This is a genomic window from Streptomyces sp. BR1 (genome assembly GCF_052373795.1).
Classification (GTDB): Bacteria; Actinomycetota; Actinomycetes; order Streptomycetales; family Streptomycetaceae; genus Streptomyces.
This window is the reverse complement of the sequence record NZ_CM126252.1, coordinates 3049959-3063991: the sequence shown is the minus strand read 5'-3', so window position 1 is coordinate 3063991 and position 14033 is coordinate 3049959. Positions and strand designations below refer to the sequence as shown.

Sequence of the window (14033 nt, the reverse complement as noted above, 5' to 3'; positions counted from 1 at the left end):
CGTGGCCACCGAAGCGGCCAGCATCGCGGCGGCCATCGAGTCCGCCAGGTTGACCCGTATGCGGATTCGCATTGCGTGCTCCCCCGTGCTGCCGGACTGGCTGGTTGCTGCACCTACCTTGTGGGCCGGTCGGCGGCGGTCGCAATCAGCAGGGGACAATGGGGGAAGCTGGAACGCCGGAACACCCATTGACCTGGGGAAACATCCTTCCCCTGGAACGCGGTTCCGGGACGCACAGGGGAGGGGAACGGCTCGTGGCCACGGCAGAGTCCGAGGATTTCGCTGCGCTTCTCAGGGAGTTGAAGGACCGTTCGGGACAGAGTTACGGAGTCCTCGCGGGCAAACTCCATGTGAGTACGTCGACGCTCCACCGGTACTGCAACGGCGACGCCGTGCCGCACGAATACGCCCCCGTCGACCGCCTGGCCCGGCTCTGCCGCGCCACCCGGGACGAGTCGGTCGAGCTCCACCGCCGATGGATTCTGGCCGACGACGCCCGCCGCCGCGCGCGGGCGGGCACCGGAACCGGAACGGCGGCAACCGCCCCACCCGAACCGGCCGTTGCCGACGCGCCCTCAGAGGGTTCCGGCCCGGCTGCCCCCCGGACTCCTGCGGAGACGGCCGCCGCAGCGCCCATGGAGGGCCCGGGCCCCGAACCGGCTGTGCTGCCCGAAGTCGGGGCCGTGCGGGCCGACCCAAGCCCCCCGCGCCGAACCGGCCGGATCAGCAAGCGCACCCGGCTCGCGCTCGTCGCCGCCGGTGTCGTCGTCGGGCTCGGGGTGCCCGCAGCCGCCTTCGCGAGTCTGAGTGGTGGGGACGGGGACGACACGGGGGCCAAGAGTTCGGCCGTCGCCGATGCCAAGGAGGCTCGGCCCGGGCCGGCGAAGGGCACGCCCCTCAAGTCCGGCTCGCCGAGCCCCAAGGCCTCGGCGAGCCCGTCCGGGAGCGGCAGTCCGTCCGCCGCCGTCCCCTCCGCGCCCGTCACCCGCAAGCCCGCCCCGCCCGCCGAGGCCCCGCTCGGCGTCGGCGTCAGCTCGTACCAGTGGGACGGGCCGTGCGGGAAGTTCTATCTGCTGGACCAGAAGCCGAACTCGGTGCCGAAGCCGCCCAACCCGCTGGAGAGCCGTCCGTGGGCCGGGATGCTGGGCGGGGTCGACGGCGGGCATCTGACGCTCCAGCTCACCGCGACCGGCAAGACCCACGACTCGGTCGTCATCAACGCCGTACACGTGAAGATCGTGACGCGTGACGCGCCGCTCGACTGGACCGCGTACTCGATGGGTTCGGGGTGCGGGGGCAGCGTCACCCCGGGCTTCTTCGACGTGAACCTGGACGCGGCGCAGCCGCGCACCAAGCCGGTCGGCGGCATGCAGGGCGACGAGAAGGTGCCCGCCACGGACTTCCCGTACAAGGTGTCCACGACGGATCCGCAGGTGCTCAACCTCGATGTGCACACCGACGCGCACGAGGTGACCTGGTACCTGGAGGTGGACTGGAGCAGCGGCGACCGCTCCGGGAAGATCCCGGTCTACGACGACAACGGCAAGCCGTTCCACAGCAGCGCCGTCAAGGGCCGTCCGGCGTACGAGTACCGGTTGGATACGAATGTGTGGGAGCGGCTGTCGACCTGACGCAGGTCAGGAGTCGACAGCCGCCCCCGGCACGGGAGTTACAGGCGCTCCGGCGTCCGGATGCCCAGCAGGGCCATGCCCTGGTGCAGCGTCCGGGCGGTCAGGTCGCACAGGAACAGGCGGTTCTCCACCAGCTCCGCCGACTCGGCCTTCAGGACCGGGCACTGGTCGTAGAACGTCGTGTACAGCGACGCCAGCTGGTACAGGTACGCGGCCAGCTTGTGCGGCGCGTACTCGGCCGTGGCCTCCGTGAGGAGCTCGCCGAACGCGTCCAGGTGCAGGCCGAGGGCGCGCTCGGCCGGGGCGAGCGCGAGCTCGGGGTGGGCCGTCGGCCGCGCGGAGTCGGCCTTGCGCAGGATCGACTTGATCCGGGCGTACGCGTACTGGAGGTAGACCGACGTGTCGCCGTTGAGCGACACCATCTGGTCCAGGTCGAACTTGTAGTCGCGGTTGGCCGACGTCGACAGGTCCGCGTACTTCACGGCGCCGATGCCCACGTACCGGCCGTTCTCGACGATCTCGTCCTCGGTCAGGCCCACCCTCTCGGCCTTCTCACGCACGACCGCCGTGGCCCGCTCGGCGGCCTCGTCGAGGAGGTCCTCCAGCTTGACCGTCTCGCCCTCACGGGTCTTGAACGGCTTGCCGTCCGCGCCGAGGACCGTGCCGTAGCCCATGTTGTGGGCGGTGACGTCGTCGGTCAGCCAGCCCGCGCGCCGCGCCGCCTCGAAGACCATCTTGAAGTGCAGCGACTGGCGCACGTCCACGACGTAGATCAGCGAGGTGGCGTGCAGGTCGGTGACGCGGTTGCGGATCGCGGTCAGGTCGGAGGCCGCGTAGCCGAAGCCGCCGTCGGCCTTCTGGACGATCAGCGGGACCGGCTTGTCGTCCTTGCCGCGGATCTCGTCGAAGAAGACGACGAGCGCGCCCTCGGAGCGCACCGCGACGCCCATCTCCTCCAGGAGGCGGGCGGTCTCGGGCATGCCCTCGTTGTACGCGGACTCGCCGACGATCTCGTCGTCGCGGATCTCCATGTCCAGCTTCTCGAAGACCGAGTAGAAGTAGACCTTCGACTCGTCCACGAACTGCTGCCACAGCTCCAGCGTCTCCTTGTCGCCCGACTGGAGGGCGACCACCCGCTTGCGGGCCCGCTCCTTGAACGCGTCGTCGGAGTCGAAGACCGCGCGGGACGCCTTGTAGACGCGGTTCAGGTTGCTCATCGCCTGCTCGCCGTCGACGTCCCCGGCCGGGGCCAGCTCGCCGGGGTTCTCGATCAGGTACTGGATGAGCATGCCGAACTGGGTGCCCCAGTCGCCGATGTGGTGGCGGCCGATCGTCTTCTCGCCGGTGAAGTCGAGCATGCCGCGCAGCGCGTCGCCGATGACCGCCGAGCGCAGATGGCCGACATGCATCTCCTTCGCCACGTTCGGCTGGGCGTAGTCGACGACCGTGACGCCCGGGTTCTCCTTCAGCGGCACGCCGAGCCGGTCGTCGGCCGCGCGCGCGGCCAGCGTCCTGGTGATCGCCGCGTCGGTGAGCGTGATGTTGAGGAAGCCGGGGCCCGAGACCTCGACGTCCTTCAGAACGTCACCCGCCTCCAGCGCGTCGGTGACCTTCGTCGCCAGCTCGCGCGGGTTGCCCTTGAGCTTCTTCGCGAGCGCCAGGATGCCGTTGGCCTGGAAGTCGGCCCGGTCGCTTCGTCGCAGCAGCGGGTCGGTGGAGCCGGCCTCCGGCAGGGCTGCCGAGAGGGCGTCCGCCAGGCGCTGCTGGACTGTGGAAGCGAGGGAAGGGACCGATGCCATGGGTGCCGTTTCCTGTCGGTTGGCCGCACGCGCGCCGGGCGCGGGCGTGGATACGTACAGGCCGATTCTCCCATGGTGGCCACTCCCGTTTCTCCGGTAATCAACGCAACCCCTGAGCGCCCGCTTCCGTCTGGGACAATGGGCACGCCAGCCTCTCCATTGCGTACGAGAAAGAAGGACGTGCCGACCGTGGCTCAGAGCAGCACCGAGACCGACTGGGTCTCCCGTTTCGCGGACGAGGTCATCGAGGACTCGGAGCGTCGTGCGCCTGGCAAACCGGTCGTCGTCGCGTCCGGACTGTCCCCCTCCGGACCCATTCACCTGGGCAATCTCCGTGAGGTCATGACCCCGCACCTGGTCGCCGACGAGATCCGGCGGCGCGGTCACGAGGTCCGTCACCTGATCTCGTGGGACGACTACGACCGCTACCGCAAGGTGCCCAACGGCGTCCCCGGTGTCGACGAGTCGTGGGCCGAGCACATCGGCCGCCCGCTGACCTCCGTCCCGGCCCCGGCCGGCTCGGCGTACCCGAACTGGGCCGAGCACTTCAAGGCCGCGATGACCGAGGCCCTGGCCGAGCTCGGCGTCGAGTACGACGGGATCAGCCAGACCGCGCAGTACACCTCGGGCGTCTACCGTGAGCAGGTCCTGCACGCGATGAAGCACCGCGGCGACATCGACGCGATCCTGGAGCAGTACCGCACCAAGAAGGCCCCCGCCAAGAAGGGCCAGAAGCCGGTCGACGAGGCCGAGCTGGAGGCCGCCGAGGGCTCGGGGGCTGCGGGCGAGGACGACGGCACGGGCTCGGCGGGCTACTTCCCGTACAAGCCGTACTGCGGCGGCTGCGGCAAGGACCTCACCACGGTCTCGTCGTACGACGACGAGAGCACCGAGCTCGCCTACACCTGCTCGGCCTGCGGTTTCGCGGAGACCGTGAAGCTGAGCGAGTTCAACCGCGGCAAGCTGGTCTGGAAGGTCGACTGGCCGATGCGCTGGGCGTACGAGGGTGTGATCTTCGAGCCCTCGGGCGTCGACCACTCCTCGCCCGGCTCCTCGTTCCAGGTCGGCGGCCAGATCGTGTCGATCTTCGGCGGCGAGCAGCCGATCGGCCCGATGTACGCCTTCGTCGGCATCAGCGGCATGGCCAAGATGTCCTCGTCCAAGGGCGGCGTGCCGACCCCGGGCGACGCGCTGAAGATCATGGAGCCGCAGCTGCTGCGCTGGTTGTACGCGCGGCGCCGTCCCAACCAGTCGTTCAAGATCGCCTTCGACCAGGAGATCCAGCGGCTCTACGACGAGTGGGACAAGCTGGAGGCGAAGGTCGCCGACGGCTCGGTCCTCCCGGCCGACGCCGCCGCGTACTCGCGTGCGGTGCGCACCGCCGCCGGTGAGCTTCCGCGCACCACACGCCCGATGCCGTACCGCACGCTCGCCTCGGTCGTCGACATCACCGCCGGCCACGACGAGCAGACCATCCGGATCCTGAGCGACCTGGACCCGGCGAACCCGCTCTCCTCCCTGGACGAGGTGCGCCCGCGCCTCGACAAGGCGGAGGCGTGGATCAACACGCAGGTCCCGGCCGACCAGCGGACCGTGGTGCGCTCGGAGCCCGACACCGAGCTCCTGGCCACGCTCGACGACGCGGCCCGCGAGTCGCTGCGGCTCCTGGTGGACGGCCTCGACGACCACTGGTCGCTCGACGGCCTGACCCACCTGGTCTACGGCGTCCCGAAGGTCCAGGCCGGCTTCTCCGCCGACGCCACGCCGAAGGAGCTCCCCCCGGAGATCAAGACGGCCCAGCGCACGTTCTTCGCGCTCCTGTACCACTTGCTGGTGGGCCGCGACACGGGTCCCCGTCTGCCCACGCTGCTGCTTGCGGTGGGGGCGGACCGGGTGAGGAAGCTGCTCGCGGCCTAGCCGTACGTAACGGGAAGGGGGTCCAGGGCGAAAGCCCCGGGCCCCCTTTCGGCTCTGCGTGCCCCGCAACCTCCTAGGGGCGCGGGGAACTGCGCGACCAGCCCCCACCGGCCCGCAGACAAAACAACCGCCCCGGAGGGGCTACGCGATGTGGTCGGCCTCAAGCTCCGCGTGGTACCGCTGCTTGAAGTCCGGCATCAGGCGCCGCAGCAGCGCCGCCCCACGCGGATGCGTCGCGCCATGCCCGTCTGCGAGGTGTATCTCCAGCGCCTCGACGGCCGGATAGTCGTTGTGCTCGTTCACGAACTCGACGAAGACCTTGTACGCGAGGTCGGCGAACGCGACATCCTCCGGCATCGTCTCCTCGGCGTGAGCCATAGGCGCGGGCATCGGATGCTCGGGCGCGTTGCCCAGCGGCCGGGTGCGGCCGGGGCCCGCCGGGACCATCACCGGGGTCGGCTCAAGCCCCTCGACGTACTGCGGGTCGTACGTGCCCTCGTACGCGTCCTGGGAGAGCTGCTGCGCGGCGAACCACGGGCTCTCGTCGGGAACGCCCGCGGGGACGGCCCCGGGCTGCTCCTGAGCCTGCTGGGGCTGGACGGGGGCTTCCGCGGCGGGCGCAGGCTGGGGCGCGGGCGCGGCCGGAAGCTCGACCGGCTGGGGCGTCGCGCTCACCACGGGCTTCACCGGCGGGGCCGTCGGCAGCAGGGTCGGCTCGATACCGGCGGCGGCGAGGCCGGCCGGGCCGGTCTCGGACAGCGGCACACCGAACCGCGCCAGCCGCAGCGGCATCAGCGACTCGACCGGCGCCTTGCGCCGCCACGCGCGCCCATAACGGGCCTGGAGGCGGGCGCGGTACACGAGCCGGTCCTGTTCGAGCTTGATGACCTGCTCGTACGAGCGCAGCTCCCACAGCTTCATCCGGCGCCACAGGCGGAACGTCGGCACGGGGGAGAGCAGCCAGCGCGTGAGGCGCACGCCCTCCATGTGCTTGTCGGCGGTGATGTCCGCGATCCGCCCCACCGCGTGGCGCGCGGCCTCGACGGCGACGACGAACAGGACCGGGATCACCGCGTGCATGCCGACCCCGAGCGGGTCCGGCCAGGCCGCGGCGCCGTTGAAGGCGATGGTGGCGGCCGTCAGCAGCCAGGCCGTCTGGCGAAGCAGCGGGAACGGGATACGGATCCAGGTCAGCAGCAGGTCGAGCGCGAGGAGCACACAGATGCCCGCGTCGATGCCTATCGGGAAGACGAGGGAGAAGTTCCCGAAACCTTTCTTCTCGGCGAGCGCGCGCACCGCCGCGTAAGAACCCGCGAACCCGATCCCGGCAATGACCACCGCACCCGCGACCACCACCCCGATGAGTATGCGATGCGTGCGCGTCAGCTGCGTCGCGGCCACCCGCGATCCCCCTCCGTTGTCGACAACCGGCGCGCAAAGCCTGGCACATGAGTACGGAGTCCCGCCCACAGGGGAGGGCAGGACTCCGTATCGAGCCCGGCTCGTTACCCGTTGGACTACTGCTTGGCGCCGCCGTTCGCGGCGGCGACCGAGGCGACGGCCTCCTTGGCCGCGGCCTGCGCGTCCTTCATCAGATCACCGGAGTCCGGGGTGTCCGCGCCCTGGTAGCCCGCACCGTTGTAGTCGAGCACGACGACCGCGTTCGCGGTACGCGCCACGACGACCACGTTCTTGAAGTCCTCGTCGGTCTTCTTCAGGTCGAAGGAGAAGGCCGTCGCCTCGTCGCCGATGCCGCTGACCGGCGTCGACTTCACGTTCTTGGCGCCGTCGGTCGCCTTTGTCGCGGTCAGCACCCGGGCGTACTCCTTGGCCGCGCGCTGGTCGCCGCTGCCGACGGCCTGGTCCGAGACGAACCGCTTGAGCGAGACGTCCAGCCAGCGGTACTGCGAGCCCTTCACGCCCTTGTCGTCCAGGCCGTTCCAGGAGCAGGTGCCCTGCGAGGCCACGTCCGTGGAATTGCCCGCCGTGCCCGACTTGGACTTCGCCTTCGGCACCAGGTTGTCGATCGTCTTCTCCGACAGCGCCTTGCACGGGTCGGGCAGCTTGGCGTACTTCGCGGGCGCCACGGTCGGGGCCGAGGACTTCTTGCCGCTGGGCGCGGCGGCCGACGACGAGGAGCCGTCGTCGGCCTTCTTCTTGTCCCCGCCGCCGGAGTCCGACGAGCAGCCGACGGCGACGAGCATCACGGGGACGGCGGCGCAGGCGAGCACACGGGCGAGCCGCGTGCGCGGGGTGGTGGCCGGGGCGGTTCGGTGCATGGTTCTACGCGTCCTTAGGTGTTCGCTGTTCGCTGGGTTTCGACGTGCCTACTCGCCGAAGATGTCGACGAGCTTGGCGGCCAGGGCCCGGGACTTCTCCTGGAGTTCCTGGCTGTCGGGGGCGAGGGCGTTCGGGGAGGTGGGCTGTTCCGTGTACTCGACGGTCACGATCACGTTGGAGGTGCGGAAGACGACGGTGACGGTACGCCGCTGCACGGCCGAGCCGCTCGTCACCAGCACGTCGTTCAGGAAGGCGGCGTCGCCGAGCCCGCTGAGCACCCGCGGCTGAAGCCCGTCGGGCGGACCCGCGGGACCGCCGGAGGCGGGCGGGGAGACGGGCGTCGAGGCGGCCGGGGTGGCGGCCTCGCTCAGGGCGTTCAGCCCGGAGGACTTCGGCGACGGGGTCGGGGACGGGGAGGTGCCCGGCCCGGTGGTGCCCTTGCCGGCGCCGCCGGTGTGCGCGCCGGTCTTGTCGCCGTCCGTCGGCGCGGGCAGCTTCGCGGCCGTCTGCTTCTTGCCGTACACCGCCTTCGCCTGGTCGTCGTCGCTGACGGCCGGGTCGTACGAGACGACCCGCTCGAAGTCGACGTACAGCCGGCGCACACCGTCCGGCGACTCGTCCTTCCACCGGCAGCCGACGCGCCGGTCGGTGTCGTACGTGAGCTCCGCGACCCCCTCGTACGCCTTGGCCTTCTGGTCGTCCGGCAGCTCGGCGGCGCCCGGCAGCATGTCCTTGAGGACACCCTTGTTCACGGCCCGGCACGGCTCGGGCAGCGTCCGGTACCGGCCGGGCTGCGCGGCGGCCGCCTTGGGCGCGCCCGCCTTCGAGTCGCCGCTCGGCCCGCCACCGCCGGAACCCGAGGAGCAGCCCGCGGTCAGCGCCACGAGGAGCGCCACACCGGTCACGTACGCCTTTCGCTGCACGGTTCCCAGGCTCCTTTCGGGAGAAAAACGGTTGCCGCCCGGGGGCGGCCGCTGGACACAATGTCTATCGCACGCGCTGCCGTGAACGCCGGTCCACTGTCCTGTTTGTGGTCTTTGGTGACGGTTATTGCGCTTCGGGCGCATGCTGGCGCCATAGAGACTTTTCGGATGAATCAGCTCCACGGGGGAACGAGGAATTATGTCGTACGTAGAGGTGCCGGGCGCAAAGGTCCCGATCAGGATGTGGGCGGACCCCACGACGGTCGAGGACGTGGCGATGCAGCAGCTGCGCAATGTCGCCACGCTGCCGTGGATCAAGGGCCTGGCCGTGATGCCGGACGTCCACTACGGCAAGGGCGCCACCGTCGGCTCGGTCATCGCGATGCACGGCGCGGTCTGCCCGGCGGCGGTCGGTGTCGACATCGGCTGCGGAATGTCGGCGGTGCGCACATCCCTGACCGCGAACGACCTCCCGGGCGACCTGTCCCGCCTCCGCTCCAAGATCGAGGAGGCGATCCCGGTCGGGCGCGGCATGCACGGCGACGCGGTCGACCCGACCCGCTTCCACGGCTTCGCCACGGCGGGGTGGGAGGACTTCTGGGGGCGGTTCGAGGGGGTGGCTGATGCGGTCAAGTTCCGTCAGGAACGGGCCGTGAAGCAGATGGGAACGCTCGGATCCGGGAATCATTTCATCGAGTTCTGTCTCGACGAGTCGGGTTCGGTCTGGCTGATGCTGCACTCCGGGTCCCGGAACATCGGCAAGGAGCTCGCCGACTTCCATATCGGCGAGGCGCAGAAGCTGCCGCACAACCAGGGCCTGATCGACCGCGACCTCGCCGTCTTCATCGCGGACACCCCGCAGATGGCGGCGTACCGGAACGATCTTTTCTGGGCGCAGGAGTACGCGAAGCACAACCGCGCGATCATGATGGCGCTCTTCCAGGACGTGGTCCGCAAGGAGTTCAAGAAGGCGAAGGTGACCTTCGAGCCGGTGATCAGCTGCCACCACAACTACGTGGCGGAGGAGCGGTACGACGGCATGGACCTGCTGGTCACGCGTAAGGGCGCGATCCGGGCCGGCTCCGGCGACTACGGGATCATCCCGGGCTCGATGGGCACCGGCTCGTACATCGTCAAGGGCCTCGGCAACGCGGCGTCCTTCAACTCGGCCTCGCACGGCGCGGGCCGCAAGATGAGCCGGAACGCGGCGAAGCGGAAGTTCTCGACGCGGGACCTGGAGGAGCAGACGCGGGGCGTGGAGTGCCGCAAGGACTCCGGCGTCGTGGACGAGATCCCGGGCGCGTACAAGCCGATCGAGAAGGTCATCGAGCAGCAGCGGGACCTGGTGGAGGTCGTCGCGAAGCTCAAGCAGGTCGTGTGCGTGAAGGGCTGATCGTTTGTTCTTGAACGGCCGGGTGGGCCGTCGGGCGGGTGCCCGGCGGCCCACTTCGCGTATCGCTTACAGCTCCCGGTGCACCTTCGTGTTGGAGGCCTGGGCTCGGGGGCGGACGATCAGGAGGTCGATGTTGACGTGGGGCGGGCGGGTTACCGCCCAGGTGATCGTCTCGGCCACGTCGTCGGCCGTCAGGGGCTCGGCCACGCCCGCGTAGACCTTGGCCGCCTTCTCGGTGTCGCCGCCGAAGCGGGTCGTGGCGAACTCCTCCGTCTTGACCATGCCGGGCGCGATCTCGATCACGCGGACCGGGCGGCCGACGATCTCCAGGCGCAGGGTCTCGGCGATGACGCGGGTGCCGTTCTTCGCGGCGACATAGCCCGCGCCGCCCTCGTACGTGCCGTGGCCCGCCGTCGAGGAGAGGACGACGACCGTGCCGTCGCCGGACGCGTCCAGGGCGGGCAGCAGGGCCTGGGTGAGGTTGAGGGTGCCGATGACGTTCGTCTCGTACATCTGGCGCCAGTCGGCCGGGTCGCCGGTGGCGACCGGGTCCGCGCCGAGAGCGCCGCCCGCGTTGTTGACGAGGACCGCGATCGTACGGAACGCGGTGGCGAAGGCGTCGACGGCCGCGCGGTCGGTGACGTCCAGAGGGTACGCGGTGGCCTGGTGGCCCGCCTCGTTGATCTCGGCGGCCAGCGCCTCGATGCGGTCCTTGCGGCGCGCGGTGAGCACCACGCGGTAGCCGGCGGCGGCGAGCTGCCGTGCGGTGGCGGCACCGATGCCGCTGCTCGCTCCGGTGACGACGGCGATGGGGGTCCCGGTGGCGGTCATGGCGTACTCCTCGCGCGGATGATCGTATTGCGGCCAGGATAGGCGGACGCCAAGTAAAGGTGCCGGGGGCGTCTCGCTCAGCGGCCGCGCGGGGCGTACGTTCAGCGGCCGCGCGGGGCGTACATGATGACCGCGACCCCGGCCAGGCAGATCAGCGCGCCGGTGACGTCCCAGCGGTCCGGGCGGTAGCCGTCCGCCACCATGCCCCACGCCAGCGAACCGGCGACGAACACTCCGCCGTACGCGGCCAGGATCCTGCCGAACTCGGAGTCCGGCTGAAGGGTCGCCACGAACCCGTACACGCCGAGCGCGATCACCCCCGCCCCGATCCAGATCCAGCCCCGGTGCTCCCTGACGCCCTGCCAGACGAGCCAGGCGCCGCCGATCTCGAAGACGGCGGCGAGGAGGAAGAGGGTGATGGAGCGGGCTACGAGCATGGGGTCAGCGTGGCATGAGGGGACCCGCCTCTTTTTCCGTGTCGGGGTGGCGAAACGGGAATATAACCCGTTAAAGGTATCTTTCGGGCATGCTTGGGATGCTCAGGGGGTCCAGAGGCTTGTGGGTGGGGGCTGTTGTCGCGCTGGCGGCGGTGTGGGGGCCGTCGGCCGGGGCGGCTCAGGGTGTGGGTGATCCGGTGGGGCGTGCCGTGGGCCCTGATGCCGTCGCGCCGCCCGTCGCCGCACCCGGTGTCGAGGCCGATCTCGCGTACCACGGGCACGTCTCCTTCTGGAACGGACGCGTCGGCGTGTGGGTCGAGCCGTCCAACCACGGGCCGGGCGCGGTCCCGGACGCCACCGTGCGGCTGCGGTTCTCCACGCCGCTGGCCGGTGTCGAGGAGCTGCCTCCGGGGTGCCTGCGCGGGAGCCCGGAGACCGTGTTCTGCTCGACCGGACCGATGCGGGCGGCCGGGGCGGGGCGGCCGTTCGCGCTCGACCTGCGCGTCGCGGGCAGCCCGGCCGAGGTGGTCGTGAACATCAGCACCTCATGGAGCGGCGGCGCGCGGGACCGCAACCCGAACAACAACACGCACCGGGTGCTGGCTCCGGCGACCGGGGACAAGTACGCGTACTGAGCGGCCGTTGGTTGCCCTCTGCGCCGTACAATTTCTGCATGCCGCAGAAGAACAAGGACCGTGCCCGTCTCATGGGTGAGCTCGGCACCGCGTCGCGCCGCTACATGGCCTCGTACGCCCTGTTCAACCAGGCGCTCGCCGACCATCTGCGGCTGCACCCCACCGATCTCCAGTGCCTCAACCTCCTCGGCCTGGAGCCCGGCCCCGTCACCACCGGGCGGATCGCCGAGCTGACCGGGCTCACCACCGGGTCGGCGACGCGGCTCGTCGACCGGCTGGAGAAGGCGGGTTACGTCACGCGTCGGCGCGACACCGAGGACCGGCGCAAGGTGCTCGTCGAGGCCGTGCCCGAGCGGATGGCCGAGTTCGGGGCGGTGTGGGGGAAGCTGAACGGGGCCTGGTTCGCGATGTTCGACGCGTACGGGGACGACGAGATCGCGCTGCTCATCGCCCATATGCACCGCACGGTCGAGCTCGCGGGCACGCAGATCGAACAGCTGCGGGGCGGGGAGCTGTAACCCCTCGCGTGACGGGCCGTCAGTGGCCGTGTGCCGCCCCGCCGAACTCGGCCATCGCCCCGTCGACGATCGCTTCGAGGCGCGAGTGGTGGGCGCCGCGCCAGTACACCCGGTCGCAGGACGTGCACGCGGCGAAGACGTCGTACGTGCTGCTCGTCCCGTGTTCCAGACGCTCGCGGACCGTGTCCTTGTCGGCCGCGCGCAGCGGCGCGTTGCAGGCGGTGCAGCGGGTCCAGGGGGCGAGGACGGGGGCGAACCGTTCCAGTACGTCCCGGAGTTGGTCCTCGGGCCGGTGGCTGTAGACGTACGCGCCCGCCCAGATCTCGCGGCGCCGCAGCAGCCCGCGGTCCCGGGAGAGCAGGACGCGCTTCTCGGCCGCCGACCGCGCGGCGAGCGCCGGGTCGCCGATGTCCTCGCTCTCGTACGCCGCGTCGACGCCGAGCAGCCTCAACCGCCGTGCCAGCGTGCCGAGATGGACGTCCAGGAGGAAGCGGAGCGGGGCGCCGGGGACCTGCTGGGGGCGGGTGACGGGGCGCACTTCGACGGTCTCGTCCGCGCGCGGGATGTGTGAGACCGGGACCTCGCGGCCGTCGACGAGCAGCTGACCGACCTCGGTCAGCGGGACGCCGAGGGACTCGACGACATGGCCGAGCGTCGACGAGCCGTCGGTGACCACGGCCGTACGCCCCTCGCGGCGCTCGGCCGCGATGAAGAGGTGCAGCTCAGGGGCGAAGTGGCAGGTGATCTCCGGTCCGTTCACGCCGTCAGGATGCCATCGGGCGACGGGGCCGGGCCACGCATTTCGGTTCTTGCCGCCTACGGGCGGAACGTGTCCGCGTTCTCGGCGGCCCAGTCGGCGAACGTACGGGCCGGACGCGCCGTCAGCTCTTCGACGCCCCGGGTGACGGTGTCCGGGCGGCCGTCGTACGCGGCGAAGTAGTCGAGCAGCGCGTCGGCGGTGGCGTCGTCCATGTACGCGGACATCGCGGCCTTCCACGCCTCGGGGCTCACCGTCTCGACGGCGATGTCCCGGCCGATCGCCGCGCCGAGCGCCGCGATCTGCTGGGCGGCGGTGAGGGATTCGGGCCCGGTGAGGTGGTACGCGGCCCCGCGCAGCCGGGGCTCGGTGAGCACCGCGAACGCGGCGTCGGCGACGTCGTCTTGGTGGATGGGGCTGGCGTGCGTACCCGGGTACGGCACCTCGACCGTGCCGGTCGACTTGATCGACCAGGCCCAGCCGGCCGCGTTGCCCGCGAAGGCGCCGGGTCGCAGGAGCGTGGCGTCGATGCCGGAGGCGGTCAGCGCCTGTTCGACGGCGAGGTGCCGCTGGGCGATGGGGTTGTCCTCGGCGCCCGCGTACAGGACGGAGCTGGAGGAGAGCAGCACGATGTGCTCGACCCCGGCGGCCTTCGCGGCGGCGAGGAACGCGTCGACGTGGGTGGGGTCGGCGTACAGGAACACCTGCCGCACACCCGCGAGCGCGGCGGGGAAGGTGCCGGGCTCGCCGAGCCGCAGCCGTACGGTCTCGACGTCGTCGGGCAGATCCAGCTTCTCGGGGGCGGCGGAGGCGGCGCGGACGGGGAGCCCGGCGGCGCGGAGCCGGGAGACGAGGCCGGAGCCGATGGCGCCGCGGCTGCCGGTGACGAGGACGGGGGAGGACATGGAGGGC

At 70.9% G+C, this 14033-nt stretch carries 13 protein-coding genes; 5 read left to right on the top strand and 8 right to left on the bottom strand.

Annotated elements, in window-relative coordinates; genetic code table 11:
* Window positions 1-254 precede the first annotated feature (254 nt).
* Complete coding sequence (locus ACT1U9_RS13210; protein ID WP_444538493.1) at window positions 255-1631, top strand: helix-turn-helix domain-containing protein; 1377 nt, start codon at window positions 255-257, stop codon at window positions 1629-1631.
* 38 nt (window positions 1632-1669) lie between these two features.
* On the opposite strand, the gene argS is transcribed toward ACT1U9_RS13210, so the two are convergent.
* Window positions 1670-3430 carry an arginine--tRNA ligase gene (gene argS / locus ACT1U9_RS13205; RefSeq protein WP_444538492.1) on the bottom strand — a complete coding sequence of 587 codons (1761 nt, stop codon included), beginning with the start codon at window positions 3428-3430 and terminating at the stop codon, window positions 1670-1672.
* Window positions 3431-3610: 180 nt separating this feature from the next.
* On the opposite strand from argS, the gene lysS reads away from it, so the two are divergent.
* Window positions 3611-5347, top strand: coding sequence for a lysine--tRNA ligase (gene lysS / locus ACT1U9_RS13200; protein ID WP_444538491.1), 1737 nt, complete (start codon window positions 3611-3613; stop codon window positions 5345-5347).
* A gap of 141 nt (window positions 5348-5488) precedes the next feature.
* Here the strand turns inward: lysS and ACT1U9_RS13195 are convergent, their stop codons facing one another.
* The 3 genes from ACT1U9_RS13195 to ACT1U9_RS13185 all read right to left on the bottom strand — a co-directional run bounded on the left by ACT1U9_RS13195 (window position 5489) and on the right by ACT1U9_RS13185 (window position 8550).
* Entirely contained in the window at window positions 5489-6748 is a 1260-nt protein-coding gene (locus tag ACT1U9_RS13195; protein WP_444538490.1) for a DUF2637 domain-containing protein, read from the bottom strand.
* 116 nt (window positions 6749-6864) lie between these two features.
* Window positions 6865-7626, bottom strand: coding sequence for a DUF3558 family protein (locus ACT1U9_RS13190; RefSeq protein ID WP_444538489.1), 762 nt, complete (start codon window positions 7624-7626; stop codon window positions 6865-6867).
* Window positions 7627-7674: 48 nt separating this feature from the next.
* Window positions 7675-8550 (bottom strand): DUF3558 domain-containing protein, encoded by an 876-nt coding sequence (locus tag ACT1U9_RS13185; protein WP_444538488.1) that lies wholly within the window; start codon window positions 8548-8550, stop codon window positions 7675-7677.
* 199 nt (window positions 8551-8749) lie between these two features.
* Here ACT1U9_RS13185 and ACT1U9_RS13180 point away from each other — a divergent pair, with 199 nt between their 5' ends.
* Window positions 8750-9943, top strand: coding sequence for an RtcB family protein (locus tag ACT1U9_RS13180; protein WP_444538487.1), 1194 nt, complete (start codon window positions 8750-8752; stop codon window positions 9941-9943).
* A 66-nt stretch (window positions 9944-10009) separates the two neighbouring features.
* Here ACT1U9_RS13180 and ACT1U9_RS13175 read toward each other — a convergent pair whose 3' ends face one another.
* Together ACT1U9_RS13175 and ACT1U9_RS13170 are read right to left on the bottom strand one after the other, a co-directional pair.
* Window positions 10010-10774 (bottom strand): SDR family NAD(P)-dependent oxidoreductase, encoded by a 765-nt coding sequence (locus ACT1U9_RS13175; protein WP_444538486.1) that lies wholly within the window; start codon window positions 10772-10774, stop codon window positions 10010-10012.
* A 101-nt stretch (window positions 10775-10875) separates the two neighbouring features.
* On the bottom strand, window positions 10876-11211 hold the full coding sequence (locus tag ACT1U9_RS13170) for a YnfA family protein (protein WP_444538485.1): 336 nt from the start codon (window positions 11209-11211) through the stop codon (window positions 10876-10878).
* Window positions 11212-11336: 125 nt separating this feature from the next.
* Here ACT1U9_RS13170 and ACT1U9_RS13165 point away from each other — a divergent pair, with 125 nt between their 5' ends.
* Entirely contained in the window at window positions 11337-11846 is a 510-nt protein-coding gene (locus ACT1U9_RS13165; RefSeq protein WP_444538484.1) for a hypothetical protein, read from the top strand.
* A 38-nt stretch (window positions 11847-11884) separates the two neighbouring features.
* Window positions 11885-12364, top strand: coding sequence for a MarR family winged helix-turn-helix transcriptional regulator (locus ACT1U9_RS13160; protein WP_444538483.1), 480 nt, complete (start codon window positions 11885-11887; stop codon window positions 12362-12364).
* 19 nt (window positions 12365-12383) lie between these two features.
* Here the strand turns inward: ACT1U9_RS13160 and ACT1U9_RS13155 are convergent, their stop codons facing one another.
* Entirely contained in the window at window positions 12384-13124 is a 741-nt protein-coding gene (locus ACT1U9_RS13155; RefSeq protein WP_444538482.1) for a Mut7-C RNAse domain-containing protein, read from the bottom strand.
* Window positions 13125-13180: 56 nt separating this feature from the next.
* The gene (locus ACT1U9_RS13150; RefSeq protein ID WP_444538481.1) at window positions 13181-14026 is read right to left on the bottom strand and encodes an NAD(P)H-binding protein; all 846 of its coding nucleotides are present in this window, start codon (window positions 14024-14026) and stop codon (window positions 13181-13183) included.
* Between the last annotated feature and the right edge of the window lie 7 nt (window positions 14027-14033).